The organism is Marilutibacter chinensis (genome assembly GCF_021725675.1).
In the GTDB taxonomy this organism is placed as follows: Bacteria; Pseudomonadota; Gammaproteobacteria; order Xanthomonadales; family Xanthomonadaceae; genus Marilutibacter; species Marilutibacter chinensis.
In genome coordinates this window covers 334,905-361,380 of the sequence record NZ_JAKJPO010000001.1, presented here as the reverse complement: position 1 = coordinate 361,380, position 26,476 = coordinate 334,905, and the positions used below count along the sequence as shown (strand labels likewise).

Below are 26,476 nucleotides of genomic sequence, written 5' to 3'. Positions count from 1 at the left end.
ATGGTTGTCACTTGACAACCATGGCCGTCACCCCGATACTGGAGACCACTGATGGCCCGTCCCTCTCATCCGAAGAAGGAGGTCGAGGAAGCTCTCAGGCACGCCGAAGGGCAGGGTTGGCGCGTCGAAGTCGGCGGCAGCCACGCCTGGGGGCGGATTTATTGCCCGTACAACGATGAGGAGTGTCGCTGCGCCGAGTTCTGCATCACTAGCGTATGGAGCACGCCGAAGAACCCTGGCAACCACGCACGCGCTCTGCGGCGTGTCGTGGACAACTGCACCACGCATCGCAAGCAGCGCGAGACTGAAGGCGGTGCCGAGGAGTAGCACGATGGAATACACCTTCACCCTGAAATACCAGCTCACCGAAGACGACAGCGACCCGGATGGCCTGGTCGAGCGTCTGGGCGAGGCCGGCTGCGACGATGCCTTGGTCGGCATCGGCCAGCCGGGGCGGCTGGCGTTGGAGTTCACGCGAGAGGCGGACAGCGCGGACGCGGCCGTGCGCAGCGCGTTGGCCGACGTGCGCAGCGCCGTACCGTCGGCCAAGTTGATCGAAGTGGCGCCGGATCTCGTCGGGTTGACCGACGTGGCCGAAATCGTCGGCGTGTCGCGGCAGAACATGCGCAAGCTGATGCTGGCCCATCCGGGCAGCTTTCCGGCGCCTGTACATGAGGGCAGCGCGTCCATTTGGCACCTGTCGGATGTGCTGGCTTGGCTGCAGGCCAAGGGAAGCTATGCGCTGGCCAAGGACGTTCTCGACATTGCGCGGGTGGCCTTGCAGGTCAATGTGGCGAAAGAGGGCCGGCGGTTGCCGCGCTCGGCTTCCAAAGAATTGGAAGCCTTGGTGGGATAAGCGCCGTAGCTCCGCCTCATTCCTCACTCGAACCCGCCCGGACAGGGCGGGTTTTTCGTAAGTGGACATCCGGCTTCGAGAGGCCGAGGCGAGGGGCTTGCTTACGTTCCTCGATCCACGCTTCCACTTCAGCCAAGTCCCACACGACGCAGCGCGGCGTCAGGTTAAAGCGACGCGGGAACTCGCCGCGGCGCTCCATTTCGTAAATTGTCGTTTCAGCCAAGGGGACGATCTGCCGCAGTTCCTGGCGGCGGATGGTGCGGCGGAAAGGCAAAGCACTGCGTTTTGGGAACTGTGGGAGATCGTCGTAGGCGTCCGAGCCGGGCAGGGAGACGGATACTAGGCGAGAAGGCTCCTTGGCGCCGGTGTCTCGGCTGTTGAGTTGTGTCGGGTTATTCTCCATATCGCACTCCGTGAGCGTTCGGCGCTGCAAGGTTCACTGCCGCACGAAGTAATGGTGGCTTTCATTGGCTATCGTGGAAACTCGTTGGAGCGTAGAGGAGCGTATTCAAGAACAGTAGTTACGTGAAAAGGGGAGGGGCATGGCAACGGTGACGGTTTCTCCGATCCACTTCGAGGACTACAGCGGTGTTCAGTTCGAGCGCCTTGTCTTTGCATATCACGTGCGCGCCGGCTGGCGTGACCTGATTTGGCATGGCCAATCTGGAGGCGATCAAGGACGGGACGTTTCGGGCATCGAACTGTTTGATGGCCAACCTGCACGCAAGACCATTATCCAGTGCGCGAACCGGGACACGCTCACATTGGCGAAAGCCAAGGGCGACATGACCAAGGCGGTCAAGGCTATAGGCGGAACACCGGATGCCTTCAAGTTCGTCTCTCGTGGCGCTGTTTCGGACGCCAACCGCACTCGGATCGAGCAGGCCGCAGCTTCCCTGGGGATTCCTCATGTAACGATCTGGTCGGGTGTGGAGTTCGAGGAAAACCTGCGGCTTCGCGGCGAATACCTGCTGCACCGCTTCGTACGAGGCATTGAGTTTCCCGACGCCGAAGCGGAGATCCGAAAGTTCGTGGATGACTTCCCCGACCTCTCGGATGCCGACGTGCTGCAATTGATGGCGGCCGTGTTCGACCGACCGGCTTTTCGCACCCCATTTCAGCAGGAGAGCTCCCTGCCTGCCTTTCAGCAGGCAATCGAGGACACCATTGGTGCGCTCAACACCGGGGTGTGGCGGACGCGCGAGGGCGACGAGATCAGGCGTATCCCCTCGATCCACCATCTTCAAGATCAGCCCACCCAAGCGATGCTCACAAAGGTGGTTCGTCAAGTAGATGAGCTGCGCCGCATCTTTGTGACCCGTTTAAAGGAAGGGGAGATCAGGCACTGCGGATGCGGTCAGCCGAATTGCCCAACGTACATGCTCACGCCTCGCGTTGCCGACGAATTGGACGAAGCTAGACGGAAAATTCTGACGACGTTTCGATCGGTGTGCTCGTCCTTCAATGTGAGACTTCAATAGGCGAGCATGTCAATGGCGTTGTCCGAAGACCAAATCCAGTGCCTAAACAACCATCCTCCGGGCGAGGCTGTGGCGCGCGCGTTGTCCGAACTACTGGACAATGATCATGACTTGCTAGGTATCGACGCTAACGAACGATCCATTACCTTTCGATTCGCGATGTATCTCCAGCAGCATTTTCCTGATTGGGCCGTAGATTGCGAATACAACCGGGATGGTACAGAGCCGAAGAGGCTCGGACATCTGGAGCTGTATCCGGACAGTGAGGATGATGAGGCGAAGACCGTATTTCCAGATGTGATCGTTCATCGACGAGGCACGAGAAACAACTACCTGGTCTTGGAGTTCAAGAAGTCAACGAGCCGTGTTGACCGACAGATCGACCTTCGGAAACTTCGGGGCTATAAGCAGCAGCTTGGCTACGAGCATGCCCTGTTTGTGGAGGTTGGAACCGAGGGGCGGGCGATCATCACCATGCTTGAATGGGCTTGAGAGGCAGCAGGGAAAACTCATGACACGTATTCCACCGTTCAGCTCGCAGCATCTTGAAGCCGCGTGCCGCGTGCTCGCCGATACAGAGCGCGGCCTGAGCGGCACGCAGATCGAACGCCTGCTGCAAGAAATCGAGATTTCCGACACGTCGCCCGGCATGACCAAGTGGAAGCGGTTATTCAATGCGCTGGCCGGCGCACAGAGCCAGCACCAGGTCGGCAACCATCTCATCATGTTCATCAATCGCGCGATGAACCCGGTGAACTACGCCCGCGACCCCGCGACGTTCGCCTGGCGACGCGACGAACTCAATGTCGTCCTTGCCTTCTCTGGTTTCTACGTGCGCGAAGACGGCAAGGTTGGGCACGCCGACAAGGCCACGACGCTTGATGCCGCGCGCGCCCGAGCTGGACGACTCAAGGCCGCGCTGGAAAGCCGTGTCGTCCACGCAGAAGTGCTGAACTACTGCCGTGCCGAGCTGCTGGACGAAAACTACTTCCACGCCGTGTTCGAGGCAACGAAAGGCGTTGCGGAGCGGATTCGCCTGCTGTCGGGTCTGAACGGTGATGGAGCTGACCTGGTGAACAAGGCATTCGCAGGCCAGCAGCCCGTCATCGCCTTGGGACCACTCACCACCGAGTCCGAGAAGAGTGAGCAGAAAGGTTTTGCCAACCTGCTGGTCGGCCTGTTCGGCGCCGTGCGCAATCCTTTGGCCCATGCGCCCAAGACGAACTGGCCCATGCCCGAACAGGACGCACTGGACATCCTGACCCTGGTATCACTGATTCATCGCAAGCTGGATGGCGCCATGAAAGCAGCTGTCATCTCGCCATAGGTAAAGACGGGGGCGGATTCAAGTTTCGTCGTCGCGTCCACGAATCCAGTCGTGGTCGGGGACGATCAGTGACCAAACAAGGCCGTCTGTCCGCTGTGCCAAACCTTGTTCGTGCTGCGAAATCGAAAGCGCAAGCATTTGGATGGCCGACCTGGCAACACGCAAGGCGCGCAATACTTCCTGAGTAAACGGTTCCCTTCGGTGATGTTCGATCTCAGGCGCTTGCCTGCTGTTCTCTGGGTCGCCAATGTCATGCAGTACCACGAATCGGTGCGTGCCTGCGTTGCGGAGATCCTTTTGAGAACGCAGGATGCCCGCGCTGCTGTCATAGTCCTCGGCAAGCTCTACAAGGCCATAGAGGGCACTGGCGCCCCCACGAATCGCCTGCTCCACCTTTTCGATAAGTGGGCGTACGCCAGTCGCCTTGTCAGGGCTTCGCCGCCACAGCTTGCCGAAATAGACCTTATCCGGCGGCAGCCCAAACTCGAAGTAGTGGTTTGCTGTTACCGCGATCTTGTCAAGCAGGTCGAGAGCCGTGCGGTGCGCCAAGATAAGCGCCGACGCATCTGGTCCATAGGTAGCATAGTCAAGAGTGTCCCCAAACCGCCCCGTAGCAGGCCATGCGTTTTCATCGCCAGCCCGCCATAACAAGTCACGCGCGAGGATGAAGTCGCTCTTCAGCATGTTGAACATGGCGAACGCGGGTGGGGGCATCCCGACTGCAACCGACTCTCGCTCCAGAATCCCGGGAAGCATGAGCCAGTCCAGCTTGCCCATGGTAGGGTCGATGAGTTCGACGACTGGCGCAAGCGTCAGGCGTTCACGTTCGACCCAACTGATGAATGGATCTTGGTGCGGCGATCGTCGTGGCGGATCTCCCAATTCGCCTGCGAACGCAGCGATCTGTTTCGCGGCCTGCGCGCCGGCGTATTGGATAACTCGATCCCGATGCCGATCCGCAATCTTGGCCAACATGATCGCCTCAATACGCGTAAGTTCTGAGCAGCCGCCTTGCTCATAGAGCCAGAGCAAACTACGGGCCGCTGAGCTTGCAGCAACGCCGTTCTCTGGATCAATTTCTAGTGCGGCAAGCCATCCATCATGGGCTTCACCGAGCCGGTAGCTACTGCTGAACTGGTTGGCGAGGTTCGTCCAAGCTTGAGTTCGCAGCGTTGGATCGGCGTCTACGTCCTGAGCGACTTTCCAGAAGCATTGTCGTGCTTCGGCGCGCTGATCTCTGGTGAACTCCTGATGATTCAACCAATTTGCATCACGCGGTGGGGAGCCTGTCGCTGCGGTCAGCCCGTTGGCTAGGTTGTAGGTGATGTGCGCAGTTGGAAATAGGCTGTGAAGCTCACGAAGCAGCGTGATCCCTTCTTCAATCGCATCTTGCTGTTGAGTCAATGCGCCACCATCTACCAAGATGGCGGCGCGCAGACTCATCAGGTTGAATCGCTCATCTGTATCGAGATTCAGATTGATCTCCCGGGCCTGTTTCACCGCCTCGGCAGGATTGTTGTTTAGCAAGGCATTCAGATGAGCGGACCGCTCGTAGAACCTATCTAACATTGATGACATAACGGGGCTCCGTGAAGGGCCGCGCATGCCGTTCACGCCCGCATGACGGCGCCGCTAACTTCCGTCCTTGGGCTATACGACAGGACGTAATACTTGGTGAGGGTGAATCCAGCAACCGGGGCTCTCGCTGTCGAAGAAATCCACCTCGACATGCGTTCCCAATTCGTCGTGGATCGTCTGGAAGACCCTATTGCAGTAAGCCTGATCCCCTCGGAATACTGATACCGCCACGCGATTGATGCCCGTGTCTTTCATGCGTTTCAGGAGGTGGATGTCTTGCTCAGCGAAGCCCCAACCATAGACCACCAGCGTGTCCCGCTGCGATTTCAGAACCTCTCTGTAGACGGTGGAGAGGTAGTAGCTGTTCTGGATGGAAGCAACTTTCTGCTGCCACGTTCCCTCGCTCACGAACAAGGGCACGACCTCTCCGTTTTGCCAGCGCTGCAGGACCGCCTCCAGCAATCCGTCCTGAAGGTTGTGGATCTTGCGCTCCTGCTCGACCAAGTTTCGGCACAAAACCAGACTGCCATGCGCATAGAACACGAGCGAGGTCGAACGATCTCCTCGGATCGGTTGCCTGAATCGCTGCCAGTCATCGTCGAAAACGCCACCTCCCACAAAGCAGTCTTTGAAAGCATGCTGGTCGTCGACGTCCAATCCGTACGTCATAGCCCAATACACCACCAGGTCGTAGTTGAGCGAGATGACGGTTCTGAACCGCTTCAGGAACTGATAGATGCTCGGCAGGTGGGCGCTTACCGCACCGTGTTCAGGGTGAATGTCGCGGACTGTTTGGATGAGGCAGTCCCTAAGACCGACGTAGGCGGCATGAGTCCGCTCGTCCGGTATGCGTAGAGAACGATTGACGTTTGATGCCTGCCAGACGATCCGAAGAACCAGCTCAAAGTCGTTGGTCTGAAAGAACTCGAACAACCGCTGAGTATCGTCAGAGAGCAGGTTCCGCTCGGCGGCATGTTGCAGCAGCGAGCCGTAGGAGAAGCTCGGGCTGACGGAAATGCTGGCGCCGTTGCCGAGCAGAACTGTGCATCCGTAATTCTGCGCAATTGCTTCCCAAGGCCTGATCTCAAACGGCATATTTTCTGGTCCTTGCGCATTCAAGTCTATGGAGTTCGCGCGAGATGGTTCTTGAGCAGGAACCAGCACATATTGAGCGCGAAAGAACGACCAAGCCGAGTCATCTGATCTTCAGGGATTCCCACCGGGCGGTGGGCGCCAGGACTCAGAAAGCCGAAGACACCAGCCAGGCCTTTCTCTTCCTCTGTGGTGATCTCGCCGCTGCCGCGCAGGAATGCAAGCACCTCGCCCCACTTCGATGGATTGTAGGCAGCGGGCGTCTGCCGCTGCGAGGCAACATGGGCGGCTATGTCGCCGGCCAAAGTTTCCAGCGCCACGCGGGCGTTCACAAGCGATGCGTTGTAGTCGGGCGGAGTTGCCCGGAACGCGCCGGCCGAATCGTTGATCTTGGCGATTATCTCCTGCGCACGAGGGGCCCCTGAGTTTTGTAGCGCCGTGATCAGGTCGTCCTCCAAGGGAGCCGCATCGGAAATCGACGGATCGGTCTGGATCAGCTTCTTGTCCTGGATGATGTAGCCGTCCAGCAGGAGGCATTGCGCCAGATCATGCTGGCGCTCGTCGAATCGATATTTCGGATTGACCCTGGCCCGTAGATCGCCCGCAGTTGCAATGACCTCAGCCAGCGCCAGCATGAGCGTGCGGTCATCCAGATCGCGCAGCGTATTCAATAAACCGTACAACAGTTGCCCATGCGACAGCGACAGGTGCTCAGCACCGTACTTGGCCAGAAGCACGATTGAAACCATCGGCTCCTGCAGCTCCAAGAATTGGGCGAACGAATAACGGGTTCTTTGTCCGATCATGCTGCCTCTCGAAAATTTCAGGAGGGCGTCTCAAGCTTGTTTTTACCCACAGCCAGGAAGCTTGGGCTCAGTCGGACGTTCTAGATTTCAATCAATCCCGTACTTATCCGAATCTGATACCAAACAGCCCGCCATCCTCCGTTGCATCTGTCAACCGCGTGGGAAGTACATAGTCATTCAGGTCAAAGCCTTCGATGGTCTCTTTGAAAGCATCGTCTTCATTCATCGTCACGATGTACTGGAAGCCAAGTTCCTGCGCGATCTCCGAGCCAAGACGCAATGCACTGATGACTTGACGCCCGTCAACGCCATCGAAGAGATGGCTGTCATGGATCAGGAATCCTGGCCCCATCTGCCGTTTGGTGCACAAACGCATAAGCATCATGTCGAAGCAGAAGATCTGCATGTTCTTGATGCCCTTGCTGCGTTCACCCTGCATCGGAAACTTGAAGATCGGTCCGTTGGAGGTTTCGTCGACCGTCATGCTGCCGGCCGATTCATACAAGCGTTGCGAGGTTTCCTCGAAGGCGACGATGGCCTCCGCCAGTCGATCCTTCTGCTCGGTGAAGTCACGCCGTAGGCGGATCGTGAGGCGGTTGCGCTCAATCTCCAACTCGTTCTTGGTGCCTTCGAGCTGCTCGGCGGCTTCGAAGCGTTGCCGCAATGATTCCACTTCGGACTCAAGTCGCCCCAGTTCGCCTTGCAGCTTGAGGAACTGTTCGAGCGCGCCATGGCTCTTGAGAATGCCCAGAATTTCAACGCGCCGATGGTCGAGTTGTGCTTTCTTGCTATCGCGCAGCTCGATGCGCAGCCTGGCAGCTTCGAGTTCGCTGGACAGATAGTCCTTGCGATTACGAACCACCGATTCGTGAAAGCTCTTTACGTCCTCGTAGCGGCGCTTGACCAGGCCAGGTAGGACGACGCCTGCTTCTTGATAGACCGCCTGAAGGTCTTCATGGTCTGGAGGAACCTCGGAGGCGAGTGCGCTTTCCAGATCACGAATGGCTGAGAAGTCGATAGTGTTGGCGTTGGCCAACTCGTTGAGCTGCCGGGTCAACGTGGCGCTTTCGACTTCCAGTTCCCGGTATTCCGGCAAGACCTGGAAAGTCTCAACTTCCGCATGGAGCTTCTTGAGACGGGCTTCCTGAATGGTCAGCTCAGTGCGCAAGTCGGCGGCCTTGCCGATGATTGAACCGAACGCGCCGTTCCCGGCCGCCTTCTTCAGCTCTTCCAGGGTCTTTTCCCGATCACGGACCGCTTGCCAATCTCGGGCGATCTGCCAGTCCAAACCGAGCAGGAACATCAGCGCCATTTGCATGTCGCCGGTGCCCTGCATCGTGGCCTGCTTCTCCGGTGTCATGAATGCACCACTCGCCTGTCGGCGCACAAAGTAGGCAAACAGTGACCGGAACGAAGGCGGCTTGCTGCCTGCAGCTTCAAGGCTACTCAGGCCGAACATTTGTTCGCCGAGGAACGTACACCACTCGGTGGCCGAGAACTTGACCTTCGCGGCAGGCGGGACGGTGACGAAGATTTTGGCTTTGGAGCTACCGCTGCGCTCGACCACCGTCCGTTCTGACTTCAGATCGAAGTCCATGCCGAAGGTGTATTCAGCCAGTTCCGGGGTGCGGAAAATCGAGTCTGGTCCGGCGTCGGCGCCAAGCAGAAAATGCACCAACTCAACGAAACTGGTCTTGCCGGCGCGATTGCGTGTTTGCTTGGTGGTTGCCCCTTCGGTTTTTTGGGCGAGTAGCACATTCAGGCCGGGCTTCAGATCTCCAAGATTCTTGAAGCTAGGCAGCGTGCTGAAGATGTGATGAATCACGCTGCCCTCCGTGCAACAAGGCCGCTTTCGAGTTCTATGGTTCCAAGGGCGTACAGGAGGTCGAGGGCGAGCAGGAACCAGTCATAGGTAATGCGCCGGGGCGTCGCCGCCAGGCCGGCGTCATGCCTGTTCAGTTCTTCCCAAAGTGCCGAGACAGTCTTGGGGTGCGCGAGGAACGTCAAAACATGCGCACCGACGGTCAGTAGCGCTCGATCCTGCGGCAGATGCTTGGATGGCAGGATCATGCCGTCACCACCGCTTGAGCGTCTTCAAAGATCTCGCACTTGTCGAACAGATAGGCCATCACGGCCAACACGGCTGCCTTGTGCGCGGGCGTGGTGTTCGCCGTGCCTCCGGCCCATACTTCGAGGCGTCCGAATATCTCATCAGGATGGAGCTGAGGAATACCATCTCGCAGTCCCACGTATTCGCTCTTGAACGCCTGTGCGATCTGCTCGCCGTAGGTAGGGTTCTTCCAGCTATTGAAGAACTGTGCAACGAGCGGCGACTTCTGCATGCCGATCTTCAGGAAGTCGGCAACAGCCTGAGACAGGAGGTTGGCCTCGATCTTTCCGCGCGACACGTCCTTCACCTCGCTCGTCGTGGGTGCGGGCGTGATGCTGATATGGGTGAGCACAGCGGCCAGGTCGCTGAAACCCAGATTGACGTTCGCTTCCATCGTCAGCGAGGGACCAAACCAGGATTCAAGATCCTGAAGGCTCAACTGACGGAACTTCGCCAGCATTTCCTCGTATCCACAATGTCCGATTCTGATCTTCGGATTGTCTTGCCTGAGTTTGGCCAGGGCTTCGATGATGTGGGGGCCCAGACGCCCATCAGGTGCGTTGTGGACGAAGGTCCACTCATCGAAATATTTTTCCCAGTGTTCTTTGGCCCCCTCGAAGTCCTCGTTGATCTTCTTGGTGGCCTCGGCGGCGCTCATTTCATTCGGCGCGTAGCTCTGGAAAAGGATTCGCGCAGAAGGCAGATACCCATCGTTCTTCCGGTCTCCAACATTGCCCCAGGGTCGGCAAGCCATGAAGTCGTTGGGATGTGCCTTCGACATCAGCTTCTCGAACAGGCGTTGAAACCCGTCCCCCTTGGATTCCAAGAAGGCGATGCGAAAGTCCTTTTCGTAGTTGAGCTGCTGTATGCGATCCATGCGGTCAGGCCCTGAGCTTAATGTTCTTGGAGTTATTCAGGCAGAAGCTCATGGCTTCTTCTTGGTATCGGACTGGGCCTGCACACGATTGATGTCGAAAGGAAGTGCCTTATCGGCCGCAATGCGCGTGAGCAGCATCCGAATGGCGTCCGACACGGACAAGCCCATTCCTGCCAACACGTTCGTGGCTTCCTCTTTGATATGCCCGTCAATCCGGGCGCGAACGACATCACTGCTGCTTGCCATTACGTGCCTCAAGTTTTTTGTAGCTACATTGTGCTCCATTTGGGCTTCGATGTCATTTGCTTTTTTGTAGCAGTCTCGCTGGTATCCCGCCTCGGGTTCGAGGGCTGTACCCCACGCTTTGTGCTGAGTCACTGCCATCCGGCTTTGATCCCTGACGCCTCCGGCCCTGGCGGGCCTGCGCGCTCCGCTTGCCAAGGACCGGGGTGCGAGAGAGTGGGGCGGTCTTGCTGTTTCCCTTCACCGTACCACGGCGTTCTCGCCGTCAAGGGCGGCGCGCGCGTTGCGCGCTGGCGTCCTGGCGGCCGGCTTCGCCCCCTGACTGCTTGCGCTGCGCCGTGCTGGCGCCGGTTCCGGGCAATTCCGCCCGAGCAACCGGAGCACGATCATGTCGCAGCTTTCCCTCTCTTCCTATGCCTCACTGCTGGTGCGTGACGGCCGTGGCCGCTATCTTCCGGCGTCGGCCGACCAGATCCTGGACGCCGCGCGTCGGGTCATCGACCAGAAGATGCAGCGCGGTACCGAGTTCAGTTCGCCGGCGACGGTCAAGGAGTACCTGTGCACCAAGCTCGCGGGCTTCGAGCACGAGGTCTTCGCGGTCCTGTTTCTCGATACGCGCCATCGGCTGATCGAGTACGTCGAGATGTTCCGTGGAACGATCGACGGCGCCGAGGTTCATCCGCGCGAAGTGGTCAAGGAGGCACTGCAGCACAACGCGGCGGCGGTGATCTTCGCGCACAACCATCCGAGCGGGAATCCCGAGCCGAGCGCTGCCGATCGAGCCTTGACCCAGCGGCTCAAGCAAGCGTTGGCGCTGATCGAGGTGCGCACGCTGGATCACATCATCGTTGCAGGCGACCGGACGACGGCATTCGCCGAACTCGGCTGGCTGTAACGAAGGGGGCTTTGGCCCCTTTTTGCTGCGCCGCCGGGGGAGATTGCACTTTGCCGGCGGCTGGCACGCGGTCACTTCCCGCCGTTGCGTTCGCGCTGGCGAAGCCGCTTCACATAGGTACTGTCTGCCAGTTCGTCCGGCCCAAGGTCCAATGCGCAGTTCGCCAACGAGGCCAAGGTGCCGTCGGTAAGCTTGAAGCCCCTGGGTAGCAGCCCGTAGTTATGTGCGCTGTTTTCCTCGATGGCGGCGAATAGCGCCTTGAAGAAGTCGGCCCGTGACGGGCGCGACGCCACGGTGGCCGCCGCAGTCAGAGGATCTGTCGCTTCCATGCCGGCGTTCTCCGCGTCGGCGGCCAACTTCCGAAGGAACTGGTCCAACGATGGCCAGTATTTCAGGTCGAACTGGCCGCGAAGGGCATCCAGGCGATCCTTGACCCAGGAGTTGAACAAGTAGTTGTGCTCGGACGCCGCTTCGATCACGTCGCAGACGTGGTAGTGCGTTTCGCTGCTGAAGCCGGAGGTGTTGTTCAGCTCGGTGCGGCGCTCCAGCAGCTCCGCCAGTTCCTCGGCCTTCCGTGCGATCTGCCGATTGACGCCGGCCAGTTCGTCCCGCGCGACGCGCGCCTGGGCGATCTTCTCCGGGCTCCAGAACGCGGCCGTACTCAGCAGAAGGTCCAGGAAGACCTTGAGTGCCGGCGGACGCGGGTGCAGCTTCTCGTACAGCTCGCCGTAGGCCTCCCTCAGCTCGACGCCGCGGGCCAGAAGACGGTCGGCGACGGCATTCTCGCTGGGCAGGATGCCGTGCTCGATGTTGTAGCGCTTTCCTTCGATGAGGATGGCTTCGCAGGCTTGCTGCGGGTTCGTGGTCTGGGGTGAACTCATGTTCCGTCCCTGATGTTGAAGACGCTTTGCAGCGTATTTAACCAAGGCGGGCTTGTCGGTACCCGAGTCTTTGTCGATCGGCTGGCTTTCAGGTACCTCCTGCGATCTGGGCGTCCCCGGCCAGGAAACGGCCGGTCGCGCTGTCGTGCTGCGCATCGAGCCTCGCTGCGCGAGTCTCGCCCCCTTCGGGCTTCCATCATTCCCTCGCTCCGCTCGGCTGACGCCTTCGGCCCGGCTTCCAGCTTCGGGCCTGCGCGCTTCGCTTGCGTGGGGTCTGCGCCAACGCAACGGCCGTTGCCTGTCCAGCCGTCTCCCCTGACTTCATCACCTTGTCCGCGACTGTAGCCCGCGGCCGTGCGCCATCAAGGCGCGCCGGGCCGTGTCCTCGCTGCGCTGCGGGCCGCACCACCCCCGGCGCTTTCCTCCTTGACGGCTTCCGTCCGCGCGCTCCTGACCGTCGCGGGCGATGAACTCAGGAAAGACGGTGGCAACGAGGCCGGCCCAGGTCTCCGCGCTAACCCCACCGGAAAGCCGAAAGGCGGGCTCCGAATCTAGGAATCCGGTGTGCGGTTTCAACGGCAAACCCTTTGTCAGGAGAAAGACCATGCAACTCGCAACCCGTTTCGCTTCCCGTTCCCCGGTGCTGCGCTCGGAACGTCCCTTGTCGGATGACCAAATCCGCGCCGTGGCCCCGTCCATCTTCGCGGATGCCCCGCACGAAAGCCGCTCGGAGCGCTACAGCTACATCCCCACCGCCACCGTGCTGCAGGAGCTGCGCGGCGAAGGCTTCGAGCCCTTCATGGTGTGCCAGACCCGCGTGCGGCAGGACGACCGCCGCGACTACACCAAGCACATGATCCGGCTGCGCCATGCCAGCCAGATCAATGGCCGCGAAGCCAACGAAATCATCCTGCTGAACTCCCATGACGGGACGAGCAGCTACCAGATGCTAGCCGGCATGTTCCGTTTCGTGTGCCAGAACGGACTGGTCTGCGGCGACACCGTGGCGGACGTGCGCGTGCCCCACAAGGGCGACGTGGCCGCGCAGGTCATCGAAGGCGCTTACGAAGTCTTGCACGGCTTCGACCGGGCGCAGGCATCCCGCGATGCCATGCAGGCCATCACGCTGGACAACGGCGAAGCCGAAGTCTTCGCCCGCGCTGCGCTGGCGTTGAAGTACGACGAGGACAAGCCCGCACCCATCACGGAATCGCAAATCCTGATGCCGCGCCGTCACGACGACAGCCGCCGCGACCTGTGGAGCGTGTTCAACCGCACGCAGGAAAACCTCATCAAAGGTGGCCTGTCCGCCCGCGCGGCCAACGGTCGCCGCCAGACCACCCGCCCCGTACAGGGCATCGACAACGGCATCCGCCTGAATCGCGCCCTTTGGCTGCTGGCCGACGGCCTGCGCCAGTTGAAAGCCTGAACCCCACGCGGAGGGGCTTTCATCATCCCGGCCCCTCCATTCCTCCCGCTGTTGTTTCGCTATCGAATGGAGATACCACCATGAACGCCGTTACCAAAAACGAAACCCGCGTCGTCGCCACCGCGCTTGAAGTGGCCGACCCGACCAAGAACCTGATTCTGGTTCCGCTCTCGCGGCTGCTGGCGCGCCGCTCCAAGCGCAACGTGCGCACGACCCCGCGCCTATCCATCCCAGAACTGGCCGCGAGCATTTCCCGCGTCGGCCTGCTGCAAAACCTCATCGTGATTGCCGCCGCCGATGGCGAACAGTACGAAGTCGTTGCGGGTGACCGCCGCCTGACCGCGTTGAAGCTGCTGGCGAAGAAGAAGCGCATCCCCGCCGATTACGAAGTGCCGTGTCTGCTCGTGGCCGACGCTTCGGCGCGAACAGTCAGCCTTGCCGAGAACGTGCAGCGCGAGAACATGCACCCCGCCGACCAGTTCGTCGCCTTCGCCGCGCTGGTCAAGGAAAGCCGCCCAGTGGAAGACATTGCCGCCGATTTCGGCGTGTCCCCGCTGGTGGTGCAGCGCCGCCTCAAACTCGCCAACGTGTCGCCGCGCCTGCTGGCCGACTATCGCGCCGAGGCCGTGACGCTGGAACAGTTGATGGCCTTGGCCGTCACCGATGACCACGCCGCGCAGGAAGTCGCATTTTACGGTGCGCCGACGTGGCAGCGCGGCCCGTCCGTGCTGCGCGAACGCCTGACCGAACGCGAAATAAACGCCACGCATCCGCTGGTACGTTTCGTCGGGCTGGACGCCTACACGGTGGCAGGCGGCGGCATCCGCCGCGACCTGTTCGCCGAAGGCGATGCCGGAACCTACCTGACCGACGCCGCGCTGCTGGAAACGCTGGTGCGCGACAAGCTGGACGCGCTGGCCGAGGACGTGCGCGCCGAGGGTTGGGCGTGGGTGGATGCCACGCCGCACATCAGCCATGCCGACCGGCAAGCGTTTCAGAACGCGCCGCGCCAGCGCCGCGAACCGACCTCCCGCGAAGCCCGCCGCATCGCTTCGCTGCAAACCCGCCTCGAAAAAATCGACGCCGAACTGGAAGATGCCTACGACGCCGAGGACGAGGGTAGGGCGGAAACGCTGGAACAGCGGCGCGAGCAGGTAGCCGGTGAACTGCAAGCCGTGGAGGGCGCCTTGCAGGATTACGCCCCGGACGTGCGTGCCGTGGCGGGTGCCATCGTCACGCTCGACCGCGAAGGTGGCGCCGTCATTCATCGCGGCCTGCTGCGCGAGGCGGAGGCCAAGGCGCTGCGCACGCTGCAACGCCTGCGGCAGGGTTTCGCCGGAGACAGTGCGAACGACGACGAAGGCGACGAACCCGAAGCGCCCAAGATCGCCAGCGTGTCCGACCGGCTGGCCCAGCGGTTGAGCGCTCACCGCACCGCCGCGCTGCAAATCGAAGTCGCGCGGCATCCACAGGTGGCGCTGGCCGCGCTGGTGCATGGCATGGTGCAGACCGTCTTGCAGCCCGACGCCTACGGCGACGGCTTGCCGCTCGGCGTGCGCCTGACCGTGAAGGACCGGCTGGAAGACATGGCCCCGGATTGGCCGGAGTCGCCTGCCGCCGTGGCGCTGCGCACGTTGCAGCAGGTCGCAGGCGAAGCGTTGCCGCAGGACGGCGCCGAACTGTTCGCTGCGCTGCTGGCGAAATCGCAGGACGAACTGGTGCAGCTGCTGGCCGTGTGCGTCGCGGCGACGGTGGACGCGGTGACGCCGCGCGCCACGCAACGCCAGCCCGGCGCGGAACTGGCGCAGGCTGTGGGGCTGGACATGGCCGCATGGTGGAAGCCGACGACCGAGGGCTATTTCCGACACGTGCCGAAAGCGGCGATTCTGGAGGCCGTGGGACAGTTCGCGCCCGAGCACGTCACCCGCCTGTCGAAGTTGAAAAAGGGCGACATTGCCAGCGAAGCCGAACGGCTGGCCGATGGCACCGGCTGGATGCCCGCCATCTTCCACGCCGAAAGCCCGCTACAGGCCGAGCAGGACCCGGCAATCAAAGCCGAAGCGCTGGAGGATGCCGCCGCCGTGGCGGATGAGCAGTCGCAGGCCGAAGCATTGGCCGCGTGACCGTGGCCGCAGGCAAGCGCCCCGGTTCTGGCTGGGGCGCTTCATTCCGAGGATTCCGCCCATGAACCGCAACACCACAAGCAACCCACGGATGGCGGCGACCTATGCCCCCGGCACGGTACGCGCCCGTCGTTGGCATGGTGACGGCGACGTGCGCGGCTACCGTCCGCCTCGCGGCTGGACGGCCCGCGCCGACCTGACCGACCTGCATCCCATTACGGGCCGCTCCTTGCCGCGTGCCGAGTGGTGGATTGTCGAGACGAAGGAATAACCCCGCGCCGGCCCCAAGCCGTTCCGCCTTGGGGCCGGTGGTCAAAAATCCGGGCGCGGCGGTGGCCGTGCCCGGTTTCAACATCCAAAGCAAAACGCCCCGCCGCCGCCTTCGACCAGGCGGCGACGGGGCGAGCGCGCAACGGCCTTGCGCGCGGGACGGCAATCGGCGCCCGCGACGCGGGCAAGGTTTCAATGGCGCCCGCCGCAAGTGCCGGGGCTTGTGGGGCTACGCCCCGGCTTGCTGCGGCAGGTTGTGCGAATGCGTGCCGTCCTCGACGCTGGTGGTTCGCCGCCTATACGTCACGAAGGACGGTTCACCGACACGCCGCCCGGCCTCGCCCCATGGAGCTTCCACGCCGTGCCTCAAGCAGGTTGCCGCGCGCCGCGGAAAGGGGCGTTCTCGCCTGTCGTTGGGGTGTCGGCCTTGCCCGCGTCAGGGCGCAAGCCGGTGCAGCCGTCATGCGGGGATGCCGAGTCGGTCATGTCTCCATTCGGGACAGGCGGCCCGTGCTTCCTTGGCTTGTCGTGAATCCTGGCGAGGGCACGGCTACGCCTTGGGCTTCATGGCCGCAACCTTCCAGCGCAAACAATTTCCCCGCCGCTGCGCGGCTTCCTCGCGCAGCAAATTCTTTGCGCTTCCAGGTTCTCCACGTTGTTGCGACCGCTGCGCGGTGCGGCCCGCCCATCCCCCGCCGGCCGGTTCACAACAAGGACGCACTGGCGCGACCTTGTTCAACCCGAAAGGAGAAAACACCATGGCCAACATCGGCACCTTCACCGCAGAGAAAGACGGCTTCACCGGCACGCTCCGCACCCTGACGCTCAACGTCAAGGTCAAGCTGGTTCCCAACGACAAGGGCGGCAACGAGAACGCCCCCGACTTCCGCCTTCAGGCGGCCGGCCACGACATCGGCGCGGCGTGGAAGAAGACCAGCGAGGCCGGGCGAGACTACCTGTCCGTGACCCTCGACGATCCTTCGTTCCCGGCGACGGTCTATGCCCGCCTGATCGAGAACGAGGACGGTACGCACGACCTGTTCTGGTCGCGCAGCAAGCCGGCGGCCTGACGGTCGCCTCGCGCCCCGCCCATTGCGGCGGGACGCCTCCCATCGGCGGCCTATGTCGCCGGTGCCGCGAGTTGGGCTTCCGTCGCGGCCATGAGGGTTGCCGTGCTGCACCCGAGCGCGCCGGCGATCTTGAAGATGATCGCCAGCGTCGGCATGTGCTCACCGCGCTCCACCTTGCCCATGTGGGAGCGCTCGATGCCGGCCAGGTTCGCCAATGATTCCTGCGCAATCCCGCGCTCCGAACGGAGCGCACGCACCGCCGCGCCGAAAGCCTTGGCCAGCTCGGCATCGAAGGTGGTGACGCCGGCCGGTCGGCCGGGCTGGACGGAGCGCTTCTGCATGGACAGAAGCGTCCGGTCGCGGGACAATTAAAACCACGTTATCTTTAACTCATTTATGGTTCGCTGCCGTGCTTTTACGGAAATCCGCATGGGCGGATTCCAACAGAATCGGGGAACCGCATCCGTGCCTTTCCAGACCTCCACCATTCCGCTTCCGCGTTTCCGTGCATGTACGGATTCGATGGCTTGCGCATCCATGCTTTTGCACAAAAGCACAGCCCCGGCTTTGTGGTTCCGTGTTTCGACGGAAAAGCGTGTCCGTGCATCCTTGGCTTCGTGGAGTTCCTGACCATGACCCAGCCGCTGACCACAGCCGACGAGCGCGCGCAACTGCTTGCCAACGGCGCGGCGCGTACCGCCGGCCAGAGCATCGACCCGCTGCCGGTGGTGCGGTTGTTCACGCCGGATGCGCACGCGACCTGGCTGCTGGCCGCGCTCGACCCGGCCGATGGCGATACCGCCTATGGCCTGATCGACCTCGGCATCGGGATGCCGGCGCTGGGGACGGTCAAGCTGTCCGACCTGACAGCCATCGTCGGGCCGCAGCAGCGGCCCGTCCTACGCGACCTGTACTTCCGCGCTTCGCGGCCACTATCGGAGTACGTCCGGCTGGCGCAGCGCGATGGCTCGATCCCCGACTGATCGAACCCCATGGCCTCGCTGCGGGCCATCCAGACACAGGCCATTGCGACGCATTGTGTCTTTCTCGATCTGATTCAAGACGGCTACGGTCTGGATCGGCATTCATGCGTCATGAGGGAACGGCTCTGACCGAAAGAGACATGATGCGCGGTGCGGCTTACGGCAGGGTGTCTGATGCTGCGCGCCATTTTTGGAGCTGCGCGGCCGTCGCATTCGGTCGATGCGTGCAAGGCTTCGGAGCCGATCGGTCTTGACACCCCTCGTTACGGTGTGAGTTTACGCATTCCTGATGGCGCATTGATGTCGTAATGCTGTAAATCCCGCGCCCGAGGCCCGTGGCGACGTTCCTGCCCGACAGGAGGTCGCGTCATGGCTGATCGAAGCACCGATTCCTGGTATCCGACCGCCGCGTACCTGTACGCGCTGCATCTGGACGGCCCCGCGCTGGCCTGGGAGTACCTGCGCAGGCATCCTGACTACCGGCGCGACTGGCTGCGCCGTCGCCGCCGGCCGGAGACGGCGCACGTTTGGGGACTGCGCCTGCTGGAAGATCCGGCCCTGGATGCGCGCGACGCGCATCCAGCCTGGTTTCCCGATCACGATGGCGTGATCCAGCTCCACCCGGATGCCGACCCACCACCCGAGGCCCACGCCTTTGAGTTCTGGCGCCTCCCCGGCCACAAGCACCTGATCCACGACGGGAAGCGCCTGGTGCTGACGGCGCGCTGGCCTGGCTGCTGCGTGCGGCTCGCATTGTCACCGGGTCTGGCCGATGGCATGGCCTACCTGTATGCCGTCCGCGCGTGCGCCGCGCCCTGTGCGAGTTACCGCACCATCACGGTCGAACTGGACAAGCTGGCGACGGTGGACGGGAGCGTGCCCGCGGCGGCGGCCCACTCTCGGCCCACGCCGGCCGCGCTGCTGGAACTGCACACCCTGCAGGCGCTCGACGCAACCCTCGCGGGCGCGTCCTTGCGCGAAACAGCCACGGGGCTGTTCGGCGCCGAGGCCGTGGCCGCCGGCTGGTACACGGACGGCGGCCTGCGCTCGCGCGTGCGCCGTCTGGTGCGGCGTGGTCAATCACTGATGCGCGGCGGCTACCGCCGCCTTGCACACCTCGAATGACCTGGGGAGGGTCGTTTGGGCGCAACCGCAAAACGACCCTCTGCGCCCCGCGCCGCTTTCCCAAGACTGCCTCCATCCGGTCGCGCTGTGTGGCCGGTCGTTCCTGACCGATGGAGGTTCATCCGATGCGACCCGCACCCTTGCGGCCTGCTGCCGCTGCCGCCACCACGCCGCCGCAACCCCAACGCTACCTCACCAACGACGAAGCCGCCGAGTATTTGCGGCTGTCGCCGCGCACGCTCGAAAAGCAGCGTGTGATCGGCGGCGGGCCGAAGTTCCGCAAGTTCGGTCGCCGCGTCATGTACGCGGTGGCCGACCTCGACGCCTGGGCCGACCAGCGCAGTTTCGAGGCCACGTCCGATCCCGAATATGCCGAGCACCATTCGGCCGACAGCCGTGCGCGCTGATCGGCGGCTCGCCGGTGGCCACCGCCATGTCCAGCCCATCGCGGGAGCGGGAACAGCTCGACCTGTTCCGCGCCTTGCCGGGCGACATGGCACCGCGCGACGCCCAGGACCTGATGGCGTATCCATTCTTCTCGCTGGCGAAATCGCGGCGCACGGCGCCGATCGACTTCCGCAGCGGCAACGTCACCATTCGCGTGGAGGGCACGCAGGAACACGGCATCGCCACGATTTGGGATGCGGACGTGCTGATTTGGGCGGCTTCGCAGATCGTCGAAGCGCGCGACGCGGGCCTGCGTCCGTCGCGCCTGATGCACGCCACACCCTACGAGATCCTGCGCTTCATCGGGCGCGGGGTGTCGCTGCGCGACTACCAACGCCTCAAGGCCGCGCTCGACCGGCTGCAATCGACCACCGTGGCAACGTCCATCCGCGAGACGACCGGGCGGCGCCTGCATCGCTTCTCGTGGATCAACGAGTGGAAGGAACTCGCCGACGCCCGCGGCACGCCGCTGGGCATCGAGCTGATCCTGCCGGACTGGTTCTATGCGGGCGTGCTCGACGCCGCCCTGGTGCTGACCATCGACCCGGCGTATTTCCGGCTGACCGGTGGCATCGAGCGATGGCTGTACCGCCTGGTGCGCAAGCACGGCGGCAAGCAGCCCGGCGGCTGGCAATTCGACTTCAAACACCTGCACCGCAAGTCGGGCAGCACGGCCAAGCCCTACGACTTCGCCTGCGACCTGCGCGCGCTGGTGGCGCGGCAGTCCATGCCGGGCTACGTCCTGGGCATCGTGCGCATGCCCGAGGACGGAGCCGAGTTGCTGACCTTCCGGCCCGTGCCGCAGACGGCACGGGGATAACTGCGGGAAAACGTGTGGACGGCCTCGTGCTATCAGGCGTGCCGGGTATCGTGCTATCGGGCGTGTCCCTATCGTGCCATCAGGCGTGCGAAATCGCCGCAAAGCCAATAACGGCGCGGGTTTCGGAACCCTCTAACTTCCCTAACTCTAAATCTCTAACTTTTGAAAAGAGCGCGCCGTTTCGGTGGACAACCTCGAAACGGCACGCAGCGCAGCCACGAAAGCCCGGCCTTCCAACACGGAGGGCCGTGCCATGATCGTCGCGCTGCTCAACCAGAAAGGCGGAGTCGGCAAGACCACGCTCGCCACCCACATCGCGGGTGAACTGGCGCTGCGTGGCCAGCACGTTGTCCTGCTCGATGCTGACCCGCAGGGTTCTTCGCTGGATTGGACGCAGCGCAGAAGCCAGCAGGGCTTGCCCCGGCTGTTCAGCGCTGTGGGCCTCGCCCGCGAAACACTGCACCAGGAAGCGCCGGAACTGGCCCGCCGTGCCGATCACGTCATCATCGACGGCCCGCCGCGCATTGCCGCCTTGGCGCGTTCCGCGCTGCTGGCAGCCGAGCGCGTGCTGATCCCGGTGCAGCCCAGTCCCTACGACGTGTGGGCCAGCGCCGAGATGGTGACGCTCATCCGCGAAGCTCAGGTGTTCCGGCCGCAGCTAGCAGCGGCCTTCGTCATCAACCGGCGCGTCAGCACCACCATCATCGGCCGCGAGGCGCGGCAGTCGCTCGCCGAGCAACCACTGCCGGCGCTGCACGCCGAGGTGCGCCAGCGCATCGTGTTCGCCGACAGCGTGGCCGCTGGCCGGCTTGCACGCGAGACGGCACCGGACAGCGCTGCCGCACGCGAGATCGCCGCGCTCACCGATGAACTGCTGCGGTGGCCGACATGAGCAACGCACGCAGCAAGCGCGTCGGCATCGGCGCGCGTCCGCCCGCTAACCCGCACGCTGAGGCGTGGGTTCGCCTAGGCGACGCCGACGGCCTCCAGAAAGGCGACCTCTACACCGCGCGCCTGACCCTCGACATCACGCCCGCGATGCGCGCTCGCATCAAGGTGTCGGCGTTCACGCAGGGCGTGACCGTCGCCGAACTGCTGCGCGCTCTGCTGGAACGCGAGTTTCCGGAGACGCCCCCATGAACGCGCAATTCTCGACGGCCACGGCCACGGCCACGGCTGCGCCGCTGCCATCGCTCGCGGTGCTCGCCGGCCAGGCCGGCGCCGCGCCGCTTACCCGCGTATCGCTCGCCTATGTCGAGCAGCGCATCGACCTCTACCTACGCTTTGGCGAACCGGTGCGCATCGTCCGGCTCGACCGCTGGCGGCGAGTCGCGGTGTTTCTGCCGGGTGCCGTGTTCTGTCGCATCCGCTGGCAGGCCAACGACTACGGCACGATCCGCTGGCAGCTCATGGTGATGCAGGCATGCACGCCGCTGGACGCGGCTCAACGCATCCACGGCGTGTTACCCGGCGCGTGCCTGCTGCTGCACGCCGAAGGCGAACCCGCCGTGCGCGCCGTGCTGGCGCAGCTCGACGCCATCGAGGCGCAAGGCATCGCGCCCGCCGACGTGTCGCCCGCGTACTGGCGCACGCTCGGCAACCGTCTCGCTGCGCGCTTGCCGCTGCCGGCGTACACCGCCGAGCGGCACGCCGCCTGGCTGGCCGGGAGAACGCTGCCATGACCACGCTTTCCACTTCCGGTACTACGCCACGTCCTCGCTCGCGTCTGCGCGCTCGCCTCGTGCTTGGCGGTCTGTCCGCTTGCGGCCTCGCTGCGCTGGCCTGGGCGTCCTTCCTGCCTGACCATATGCGGCCGCTGCCGCGCCTGACCTACAACCCGTCCGACAGTGTGGCGGTCGGTTGGTATCGCGTCGATCCGCTCGACCACCGGGCCGGCTCGCTGCCACGTCCGTTGTCCGTGGACAGCATCGTGCTCGTCCCGCTGCCGGCCGATGCCGCCGCGCTGGCTACACGGCGCGGCTACCTGCCGACGCGCGTTCCGTTGCTCAAGCGCATCGGTGCTGTTGCGCCGCAGGAGGTGTGCATCGTCGGTCGTAGCGTGCGCATCGACGGCGTGCCGTTGGCCACAGCGCTGCCTGCCGACCGGCTGGGCCGTCCGCTGCCTTCCTGGGCGCAATGCCGCCGCCTCGAGCCCGGCGAGCTGTTCCTGTTGAGCACGACCAATCCGGCGTCGTTCGACAGTAGGTATTTTGGGCCGGTTGCTGCGTCCACCGTGATTGGTGTTGCGCATCCGGTCTGGCTGGAGACACGCCGATGATGGCTGCCGATTCGCTGCGCTTCATCGTGCCATCCGGCGTGCCGTCCTGCCGGCCGTCGCCGTGTCGTCGCGCGTACCGTGCGAACGCATCCGCGCCGCACGTCGCGCAACATCCGGCACCGCTTTCCCATGTGCAGGCGTCTTGCCTCGAACGCGCCCGGCCGATGGCCGTGGCCGCGTTCGCCGGAGCGCTGGCTGCAAGCAGCGCAGCGCCGCCGGGCCGCCAACGCCCGGAGCGACAGCGCAGGGCAAAGGCGGAAGGCAAGATAAAAGGTCGCGGCACATGGCCGCTTGAAAACCTTGTCTGCACACGGGGGGAGCGCGGCACGCGCCACAGGGCGGCAGCGTGCCGCGAAGGTGCGCAATGCCGCATCGGTGTTGACGAAAGCGCGTGCTTCGTCCGCTCGACTGCGCCGGTCTTGGATGGAGCCATGCCATGAGCCAGCGCGACGACGACCGTTTCCGCGTCCGCCCCGGTGCGCCGAAACAGCGCGGCGATGCCTTCATCAACAAGGTGCTGCGCCAGACCAGCAAGGCCGGCGCGAAGCTCGGCAAGGCGGCGGGCAAAGTCGGCCAGCGCCCCGGATCTCGGCTGGGGCGAGGCCACGTAGCGGCGCGCTTCGCTGGCCGGGGATTGGGGCCGAACGCGCGGCGCATGGCGATCAAGGTCCGGCTGGTGAATCTGGCGCAGGCAGGGCCGCGCTCGACCGCCGCGCACCTGCGCTACATCGAGCGCGAAGGCGTCGATCGCCAGGGTGGGGCAGGCCGCGCCTACGGGCCGATGACCGATGCCGCCGACCTCGATGCGTTCAAGGAACGCGGCGCCGACGACCGCCACCAGTTCCGCTTCATTGTCTCGCCGGAAGATGCCGAACAGCTCGACGACCTGCGCACCTACACCCGGCACCTGATGGCGCGCATGGAGGCCGACCTGGGCACGCGCCTGGAATGGGTGGCCGTCGATCACTGGAACACCGACAACCCGCACACGCACGTCGTGCTGCGTGGCAAGGACGACACCGGCAAAGACCTCATCATCGCCCGCGACTACATCGCCGAAGGGATGCGTCACCGAGCATCGGAACTGGCGACGCAATGGCTGGGGCCACGCACCGAACTGGAGATGCAGCGCGCCATGCAGCGCGAAGTCGAACAGGAGCGGTGGACGGGGTTGGATCGCACCTTGCAGCGCGAGGCCGTGGACGGCCTGGTGCGGCCGGAGACGCTGGCCGAACCGCGCCTGCAACGTCAGCGGCAACTGCTGATCGGCCGCCTGCAGCGCTTGCAACGCATGGGCCTGGCGAGCGAGCAGCAGCCCGGCACGTGGGCCGTCCATGCCGAGGCCGAACCGACGCTGCGGGCAATGGGCGAGCGTGGCGACATCATCCGCACCATGCAGCGGGCCATGAGCGGCCGGCAGCGCGAACTGGCGGTGTTCCAGCCCAGCGAGGATGGCCGCGCCATCGTCGGTCGCGTCGTCGGCAAGGGACTGGCCGACGAGCTGTACGACAAGGGCTATCTGATCGTCGATGGCACGGACGGCAAGGCGCACTACGTCGCGCTGCCGCCGCGCTCGGAGCTGGAGCAGTATCCGACCGGCGCCGTCGTTGAAGTGAAAGGCTCGGCCGACGTGCGCGCCGCCGACCGGAACATCGCCGTGCTGGCTGCCGACGGCATCTACCGCACCGACCACCATCATGCCGTGGCCCAAGGCCAGGCCACGCCCGACCGCGACCCGCGCGAAGTGGTAGCCGCGCACGTGCGCCGGCTCGAAGCCCTGCGCCGCGCCGGCATCGTGGAACGCATGGCCGAAGGCGTCTGGCGCGTGCCCGACGACCTGGCCGAGCGTGGCCGTCAGTACGACGCGCAGCGTCTGGGTGGTGTCGCCGTAGAGGTGAAATCGCACCTGCCCATCGAGCGGCAGGCCTGCGTGATCGGGGCCACATGGCTCGACCAGCAACTGATCGGCGGCGGTCGGGGACTGGGCGACCTGGGCTTTGGTGGCGACGCCAAGCAGGCCATGCAGCAGCGCACCGTCTTCCTCGAAGAACAGGGGCTGGCCCAGCGGCGCGGGCAGAGTGTGATCCTCGCCCGAAACCTGCTGGGGACGCTGCGTGACCGGGAACTGGCGCAGGCCGCCAAAGACATTGCCGCCGAAACCGGCCTTGCGCATCGTCCCGTCACGGATGGGCAGCGCGTGGCCGGGATCTACCGGCGTAGCGTCATGCTTGCCAGCGGGCGTTATGCGATGCTCGATGGCGGCATGGGTTTCTCTCTTGTGCCCTGGAAGCCAGTGATTGAGCAACGGCTGGGGCAGCAGCTTGCTGCGACGATACGCGCTGGCTCGGTGTCGTGGGAGATAGGGCGTCAGCGATCGATTTGACGTTTCGCCACCACGGATCGATGCTTCGGTCCAGGGTTGGTTCAATCAGTTCACGGTGATGATCGTCATGAGATGTCCTGGATTGCAGTTGATCTTGCAGGAGTCGGGGCAGCGAGCGATCGGAGCGGCGGCAGAGCCTAAGCCGTGGACTTTCGGATGTAAGGAAGAATCAGGTACACCTGCAAGCAGGCAGCGAGTCCGGCTTCGAGCCAGATGAAGACATTGATGCGCGGAGCGATGCTGCACATGGGCGCGAAACGGTAGTGACCCAGCACGAGCAGGTTGCAGCCGACATAGCCCATCAGGACAAGAACACCGGCGTTGCGTGATCCGACCCGGATCAAGCGATAGCCCAACCATGCCAGCGGTGTCATCAGGAACCAGAATGCATCGATCATGGACCGATTGATCCAGGGCGGTTCCGGGTATTCGGCGAAGAACAGGAGATTGTCCGCATAGTGAAGGATGCTCCCTAGCACCGTGGCGAGCAGGATCCATTTGAGGCCGCGTTGCCAGCGCTCTGCTTTCATCGTGCCGTTACCGTAGGCGCCAGGCTCGCGAACCACTCCAGCATTCCTCGCCAGTAAGGTTCGGCCGGCGGTCGGAAATAACCCATGTGCCCGACCGTTCCTCCCGCTTGCCTGGGATCGAGGTCCTTTCGCTGCAGCGGCGCGTTGCGGTAAGCCTCGACGAACGCGTCACGCGATCGTGGCGAAGCCCACAGGTCGTCCAGCGCATTGGCCGCCACGATTGGCGTTTGTACGGTCGCGTATTCCTGCTCGATCCCGCGCATGACCGGATCGTCGAAGAAATAGCGAGGGAACTGGCACCAGTGCCGCCATTGCCGGTACGCATCCGCGGGCAGGTCTTCGCCCATGCGCAGCATCGCCCAGGGGCAGTAGCCCTTCCACCAGGTCAGCACAGGCAATACCAGCTTCCACATGGCCAATACGCGCAGGCGCTCACCCAAGGGCATGTAGCCATGCCAGCCGGCACCGGTGCCGAAGACGTAGAAGCCCGCCACCTTGCGATGGTTGGGCAGCAGACCGAAGGCGTGCCCACCGTAGGAGTGTCCGACGACGTACAACGGCACCGATGGATCCGCCATCGCGTCAACGGCGGCCGCCAGATCCAGCCGCGCCCAATCCAGCAGGTCCATGCGGAATCCCCTGAGCGAGCGCGGACGCGATCGACCGATTCCCCGGTAATCGAAGGTCAGGACCTCAAAGCCCTGGGCGCTCGCGAACCGGGCGAAGCGCTGGTAGAAGCCCTGCGGAACCGCCGTGGCGCCGGCAACAACCACGCGCCCGCGCAACGGGTTTCGGGCCGGATAGCGGCAGGCGCCCAAGACATAGCCGTCGGCAGCGACCAGTTCCACGGCAAGGATGTCATCAATCATGGC

Annotated in this window: 32 protein-coding genes; 20 read left to right on the top strand and 12 right to left on the bottom strand. The window is 63.6% G+C overall.

Annotated elements, in window-relative coordinates:
* The first annotated feature begins 51 nt into the window (after positions 1 to 51).
* Complete coding sequence (locus tag L3V18_RS01585; protein ID WP_237052857.1) at positions 52 to 327, top strand: hypothetical protein; 276 nt, start codon at positions 52 to 54, stop codon at positions 325 to 327.
* Positions 328 to 331: 4 nt separating this feature from the next.
* Positions 332 to 856, top strand: coding sequence for a helix-turn-helix transcriptional regulator (locus tag L3V18_RS01580; protein ID WP_237052856.1), 525 nt, complete (start codon positions 332 to 334; stop codon positions 854 to 856).
* A gap of 16 nt (positions 857 to 872) precedes the next feature.
* Here L3V18_RS01580 and L3V18_RS01575 read toward each other — a convergent pair whose 3' ends face one another.
* Positions 873 to 1,259 carry a helix-turn-helix transcriptional regulator gene (locus L3V18_RS01575; RefSeq protein ID WP_425493448.1) on the bottom strand — a complete coding sequence of 129 codons (387 nt, stop codon included), beginning with the start codon at positions 1,257 to 1,259 and terminating at the stop codon, positions 873 to 875.
* Positions 1,260 to 1,398: 139 nt separating this feature from the next.
* Between L3V18_RS01575 and L3V18_RS01570 the strand changes: the two genes are divergently transcribed.
* From L3V18_RS01570 to L3V18_RS01560, 3 genes are read left to right on the top strand one after another with little or no spacing between them, the layout of a single operon-like run.
* Entirely contained in the window at positions 1,399 to 2,337 is a 939-nt protein-coding gene (locus tag L3V18_RS01570; RefSeq protein ID WP_237052855.1) for a hypothetical protein, read from the top strand.
* Positions 2,338 to 2,349: 12 nt separating this feature from the next.
* Entirely contained in the window at positions 2,350 to 2,829 is a 480-nt protein-coding gene (locus L3V18_RS01565; RefSeq protein WP_237052854.1) for a hypothetical protein, read from the top strand.
* A gap of 19 nt (positions 2,830 to 2,848) precedes the next feature.
* Positions 2,849 to 3,664, top strand: a complete 816-nt coding sequence (locus L3V18_RS01560) for a TIGR02391 family protein (RefSeq protein ID WP_237052853.1) — start codon at positions 2,849 to 2,851, stop codon at positions 3,662 to 3,664.
* 18 nt (positions 3,665 to 3,682) lie between these two features.
* Here L3V18_RS01560 and L3V18_RS01555 read toward each other — a convergent pair whose 3' ends face one another.
* From L3V18_RS01555 to L3V18_RS19375, 7 genes are all read right to left on the bottom strand, one after another.
* Entirely contained in the window at positions 3,683 to 5,233 is a 1,551-nt protein-coding gene (locus L3V18_RS01555; RefSeq protein ID WP_237052852.1) for an LA2681 family HEPN domain-containing protein, read from the bottom strand.
* Positions 5,234 to 5,314: 81 nt separating this feature from the next.
* A complete protein-coding gene (locus L3V18_RS01550; RefSeq protein WP_237052851.1) occupies positions 5,315 to 6,337 on the bottom strand; it encodes a DUF4917 family protein in 1,023 nt (340 codons plus the stop codon).
* A gap of 26 nt (positions 6,338 to 6,363) precedes the next feature.
* Positions 6,364 to 7,140, bottom strand: a complete 777-nt coding sequence (locus L3V18_RS01545; protein WP_237052850.1) for a hypothetical protein — start codon at positions 7,138 to 7,140, stop codon at positions 6,364 to 6,366.
* 103 nt (positions 7,141 to 7,243) lie between these two features.
* A complete protein-coding gene (locus L3V18_RS01540; protein WP_237052849.1) occupies positions 7,244 to 8,965 on the bottom strand; it encodes an ABC-three component system protein in 1,722 nt (573 codons plus the stop codon).
* Positions 8,962 to 9,210: an ABC-three component system middle component 6 gene (locus tag L3V18_RS01535; protein WP_134971565.1), complete on the bottom strand. Its 249-nt coding sequence runs from the start codon at positions 9,208 to 9,210 to the stop codon at positions 8,962 to 8,964. The genes L3V18_RS01540 and L3V18_RS01535 overlap by 4 nt, the downstream gene beginning before the upstream one ends.
* A complete protein-coding gene (locus L3V18_RS01530) occupies positions 9,207 to 10,127 on the bottom strand; it encodes an ABC-three component system protein (protein ID WP_237052848.1) in 921 nt (306 codons plus the stop codon). Before L3V18_RS01530 ends, L3V18_RS01535 begins: the two co-directional genes overlap by 4 nt.
* A 48-nt stretch (positions 10,128 to 10,175) precedes the next feature.
* Positions 10,176 to 10,511 carry a type II toxin-antitoxin system RelB/DinJ family antitoxin gene (locus L3V18_RS19375; RefSeq protein ID WP_425493447.1) on the bottom strand — a complete coding sequence of 112 codons (336 nt, stop codon included), beginning with the start codon at positions 10,509 to 10,511 and terminating at the stop codon, positions 10,176 to 10,178.
* A gap of 247 nt (positions 10,512 to 10,758) precedes the next feature.
* Between L3V18_RS19375 and radC the strand changes: the two genes are divergently transcribed.
* A complete protein-coding gene (radC, locus tag L3V18_RS01520; protein ID WP_237052847.1) occupies positions 10,759 to 11,265 on the top strand; it encodes a RadC family protein in 507 nt (168 codons plus the stop codon).
* Between the two features lie 71 nt (positions 11,266 to 11,336).
* On the opposite strand, the gene L3V18_RS01515 is transcribed toward radC, so the two are convergent.
* The gene (locus L3V18_RS01515; protein WP_237052846.1) at positions 11,337 to 12,146 is read right to left on the bottom strand and encodes a hypothetical protein; all 810 of its coding nucleotides are present in this window, start codon (positions 12,144 to 12,146) and stop codon (positions 11,337 to 11,339) included.
* Between the two features lie 604 nt (positions 12,147 to 12,750).
* On the opposite strand from L3V18_RS01515, the gene L3V18_RS01510 reads away from it, so the two are divergent.
* From L3V18_RS01510 to L3V18_RS01495, 4 genes are all read left to right on the top strand, one after another.
* Positions 12,751 to 13,575, top strand: a complete 825-nt coding sequence (locus tag L3V18_RS01510) for a DUF932 domain-containing protein (RefSeq protein WP_237052845.1) — start codon at positions 12,751 to 12,753, stop codon at positions 13,573 to 13,575.
* 80 nt (positions 13,576 to 13,655) lie between these two features.
* Positions 13,656 to 15,698: a ParB/RepB/Spo0J family partition protein gene (locus L3V18_RS01505; RefSeq protein ID WP_237052844.1), complete on the top strand. Its 2,043-nt coding sequence runs from the start codon at positions 13,656 to 13,658 to the stop codon at positions 15,696 to 15,698.
* Positions 15,699 to 15,759: 61 nt separating this feature from the next.
* Positions 15,760 to 15,969, top strand: coding sequence for a hypothetical protein (locus L3V18_RS01500; protein WP_237052843.1), 210 nt, complete (start codon positions 15,760 to 15,762; stop codon positions 15,967 to 15,969).
* A 757-nt stretch (positions 15,970 to 16,726) separates the two neighbouring features.
* The gene (locus L3V18_RS01495) at positions 16,727 to 17,038 is read left to right on the top strand and encodes a DUF736 domain-containing protein (protein WP_134971553.1); all 312 of its coding nucleotides are present in this window, start codon (positions 16,727 to 16,729) and stop codon (positions 17,036 to 17,038) included.
* Positions 17,039 to 17,088: 50 nt separating this feature from the next.
* Here the strand turns inward: L3V18_RS01495 and L3V18_RS01490 are convergent, their stop codons facing one another.
* Positions 17,089 to 17,379 (bottom strand): helix-turn-helix domain-containing protein, encoded by a 291-nt coding sequence (locus L3V18_RS01490; RefSeq protein WP_023436024.1) that lies wholly within the window; start codon positions 17,377 to 17,379, stop codon positions 17,089 to 17,091.
* Between the two features lie 168 nt (positions 17,380 to 17,547).
* On the opposite strand from L3V18_RS01490, the gene L3V18_RS01485 reads away from it, so the two are divergent.
* The 10 genes from L3V18_RS01485 to L3V18_RS01440 all read left to right on the top strand — a co-directional run bounded on the left by L3V18_RS01485 (position 17,548) and on the right by L3V18_RS01440 (position 25,074).
* Positions 17,548 to 18,021, top strand: coding sequence for a DUF2958 domain-containing protein (locus tag L3V18_RS01485; RefSeq protein WP_425493446.1), 474 nt, complete (start codon positions 17,548 to 17,550; stop codon positions 18,019 to 18,021).
* A 369-nt stretch (positions 18,022 to 18,390) separates the two neighbouring features.
* On the top strand, positions 18,391 to 19,146 hold the full coding sequence (locus tag L3V18_RS01480) for a DUF2285 domain-containing protein (protein WP_237052842.1): 756 nt from the start codon (positions 18,391 to 18,393) through the stop codon (positions 19,144 to 19,146).
* A gap of 125 nt (positions 19,147 to 19,271) precedes the next feature.
* Positions 19,272 to 19,553 carry a helix-turn-helix transcriptional regulator gene (locus L3V18_RS01475; protein ID WP_058982493.1) on the top strand — a complete coding sequence of 94 codons (282 nt, stop codon included), beginning with the start codon at positions 19,272 to 19,274 and terminating at the stop codon, positions 19,551 to 19,553.
* A 14-nt stretch (positions 19,554 to 19,567) separates the two neighbouring features.
* Entirely contained in the window at positions 19,568 to 20,413 is an 846-nt protein-coding gene (locus tag L3V18_RS01470; protein ID WP_134972858.1) for a replication initiator protein A, read from the top strand.
* Positions 20,414 to 20,666: 253 nt separating this feature from the next.
* Entirely contained in the window at positions 20,667 to 21,305 is a 639-nt protein-coding gene (gene parA, locus L3V18_RS01465; RefSeq protein WP_237052841.1) for a ParA family partition ATPase, read from the top strand.
* A complete protein-coding gene (locus L3V18_RS01460) occupies positions 21,302 to 21,553 on the top strand; it encodes a chromosome partitioning protein ParB (RefSeq protein ID WP_134972861.1) in 252 nt (83 codons plus the stop codon). Before parA ends, L3V18_RS01460 begins: the two co-directional genes overlap by 4 nt.
* A complete protein-coding gene (locus L3V18_RS01455; protein WP_237052840.1) occupies positions 21,550 to 22,095 on the top strand; it encodes a DUF2840 domain-containing protein in 546 nt (181 codons plus the stop codon). Before L3V18_RS01460 ends, L3V18_RS01455 begins: the two co-directional genes overlap by 4 nt.
* Complete coding sequence (locus L3V18_RS01450) at positions 22,092 to 22,691, top strand: S26 family signal peptidase (RefSeq protein ID WP_134972235.1); 600 nt, start codon at positions 22,092 to 22,094, stop codon at positions 22,689 to 22,691. Before L3V18_RS01455 ends, L3V18_RS01450 begins: the two co-directional genes overlap by 4 nt.
* Complete coding sequence (locus tag L3V18_RS01445; protein WP_237052839.1) at positions 22,688 to 23,131, top strand: hypothetical protein; 444 nt, start codon at positions 22,688 to 22,690, stop codon at positions 23,129 to 23,131. Before L3V18_RS01450 ends, L3V18_RS01445 begins: the two co-directional genes overlap by 4 nt.
* Positions 23,128 to 25,074: a relaxase/mobilization nuclease domain-containing protein gene (locus L3V18_RS01440; protein ID WP_237052838.1), complete on the top strand. Its 1,947-nt coding sequence runs from the start codon at positions 23,128 to 23,130 to the stop codon at positions 25,072 to 25,074. The genes L3V18_RS01445 and L3V18_RS01440 overlap by 4 nt, the downstream gene beginning before the upstream one ends.
* A 137-nt stretch (positions 25,075 to 25,211) precedes the next feature.
* Here the strand turns inward: L3V18_RS01440 and L3V18_RS01435 are convergent, their stop codons facing one another.
* Together L3V18_RS01435 and L3V18_RS01430 are read right to left on the bottom strand one after the other, a co-directional pair.
* Positions 25,212 to 25,604, bottom strand: a complete 393-nt coding sequence (locus tag L3V18_RS01435) for a hypothetical protein (protein ID WP_237052837.1) — start codon at positions 25,602 to 25,604, stop codon at positions 25,212 to 25,214.
* Positions 25,601 to 26,473, bottom strand: a complete 873-nt coding sequence (locus L3V18_RS01430; protein ID WP_237052836.1) for an alpha/beta hydrolase family protein — start codon at positions 26,471 to 26,473, stop codon at positions 25,601 to 25,603. The genes L3V18_RS01435 and L3V18_RS01430 overlap by 4 nt, the downstream gene beginning before the upstream one ends.
* Positions 26,474 to 26,476: the final 3 nt, after the last annotated feature.

Bases quoted from the DNA above. Each gene is read 5' to 3' on its own strand.
- L3V18_RS01585 (WP_237052857.1), top strand. From the start codon at position 52: ATGGCCCGTCCCTCTCATCCGAAGAAGGAGGTCGAGGAAGCTCTCAGG.
- L3V18_RS01580 (WP_237052856.1), top strand. From the start codon at position 332: ATGGAATACACCTTCACCCTGAAATACCAGCTCACCGAAGACGACAGC.
- L3V18_RS01575 (WP_425493448.1), bottom strand. From the start codon at position 1,259: ATGGAGAATAACCCGACACAACTCAACAGCCGAGACACCGGCGCCAAG.
- L3V18_RS01570 (WP_237052855.1), top strand. From the start codon at position 1,399: ATGGCAACGGTGACGGTTTCTCCGATCCACTTCGAGGACTACAGCGGT.
- L3V18_RS01565 (WP_237052854.1), top strand. From the start codon at position 2,350: ATGGCGTTGTCCGAAGACCAAATCCAGTGCCTAAACAACCATCCTCCG.
- L3V18_RS01560 (WP_237052853.1), top strand. From the start codon at position 2,849: ATGACACGTATTCCACCGTTCAGCTCGCAGCATCTTGAAGCCGCGTGC.
- L3V18_RS01555 (WP_237052852.1), bottom strand. From the start codon at position 5,233: ATGTTAGATAGGTTCTACGAGCGGTCCGCTCATCTGAATGCCTTGCTA.
- L3V18_RS01550 (WP_237052851.1), bottom strand. From the start codon at position 6,337: ATGCCGTTTGAGATCAGGCCTTGGGAAGCAATTGCGCAGAATTACGGA.
- L3V18_RS01545 (WP_237052850.1), bottom strand. From the start codon at position 7,140: ATGATCGGACAAAGAACCCGTTATTCGTTCGCCCAATTCTTGGAGCTG.
- L3V18_RS01535 (WP_134971565.1), bottom strand. From the start codon at position 9,210: ATGATCCTGCCATCCAAGCATCTGCCGCAGGATCGAGCGCTACTGACC.
- L3V18_RS01530 (WP_237052848.1), bottom strand. From the start codon at position 10,127: ATGGATCGCATACAGCAGCTCAACTACGAAAAGGACTTTCGCATCGCC.
- L3V18_RS19375 (WP_425493447.1), bottom strand. From the start codon at position 10,511: ATGGCAGTGACTCAGCACAAAGCGTGGGGTACAGCCCTCGAACCCGAG.
- radC (WP_237052847.1), top strand. From the start codon at position 10,759: ATGTCGCAGCTTTCCCTCTCTTCCTATGCCTCACTGCTGGTGCGTGAC.
- L3V18_RS01515 (WP_237052846.1), bottom strand. From the start codon at position 12,146: ATGAGTTCACCCCAGACCACGAACCCGCAGCAAGCCTGCGAAGCCATC.
- L3V18_RS01510 (WP_237052845.1), top strand. From the start codon at position 12,751: ATGCAACTCGCAACCCGTTTCGCTTCCCGTTCCCCGGTGCTGCGCTCG.
- L3V18_RS01505 (WP_237052844.1), top strand. From the start codon at position 13,656: ATGAACGCCGTTACCAAAAACGAAACCCGCGTCGTCGCCACCGCGCTT.
- L3V18_RS01500 (WP_237052843.1), top strand. From the start codon at position 15,760: ATGAACCGCAACACCACAAGCAACCCACGGATGGCGGCGACCTATGCC.
- L3V18_RS01495 (WP_134971553.1), top strand. From the start codon at position 16,727: ATGGCCAACATCGGCACCTTCACCGCAGAGAAAGACGGCTTCACCGGC.
- L3V18_RS01490 (WP_023436024.1), bottom strand. From the start codon at position 17,379: ATGCAGAAGCGCTCCGTCCAGCCCGGCCGACCGGCCGGCGTCACCACC.
- L3V18_RS01485 (WP_425493446.1), top strand. From the start codon at position 17,548: ATGTACGGATTCGATGGCTTGCGCATCCATGCTTTTGCACAAAAGCAC.
- L3V18_RS01480 (WP_237052842.1), top strand. From the start codon at position 18,391: ATGGCTGATCGAAGCACCGATTCCTGGTATCCGACCGCCGCGTACCTG.
- L3V18_RS01475 (WP_058982493.1), top strand. From the start codon at position 19,272: ATGCGACCCGCACCCTTGCGGCCTGCTGCCGCTGCCGCCACCACGCCG.
- parA (WP_237052841.1), top strand. From the start codon at position 20,667: ATGATCGTCGCGCTGCTCAACCAGAAAGGCGGAGTCGGCAAGACCACG.
- L3V18_RS01460 (WP_134972861.1), top strand. From the start codon at position 21,302: ATGAGCAACGCACGCAGCAAGCGCGTCGGCATCGGCGCGCGTCCGCCC.
- L3V18_RS01455 (WP_237052840.1), top strand. From the start codon at position 21,550: ATGAACGCGCAATTCTCGACGGCCACGGCCACGGCCACGGCTGCGCCG.
- L3V18_RS01450 (WP_134972235.1), top strand. From the start codon at position 22,092: ATGACCACGCTTTCCACTTCCGGTACTACGCCACGTCCTCGCTCGCGT.
- L3V18_RS01445 (WP_237052839.1), top strand. From the start codon at position 22,688: ATGATGGCTGCCGATTCGCTGCGCTTCATCGTGCCATCCGGCGTGCCG.
- L3V18_RS01440 (WP_237052838.1), top strand. From the start codon at position 23,128: ATGAGCCAGCGCGACGACGACCGTTTCCGCGTCCGCCCCGGTGCGCCG.
- L3V18_RS01435 (WP_237052837.1), bottom strand. From the start codon at position 25,604: ATGAAAGCAGAGCGCTGGCAACGCGGCCTCAAATGGATCCTGCTCGCC.
- L3V18_RS01430 (WP_237052836.1), bottom strand. From the start codon at position 26,473: ATGATTGATGACATCCTTGCCGTGGAACTGGTCGCTGCCGACGGCTAT.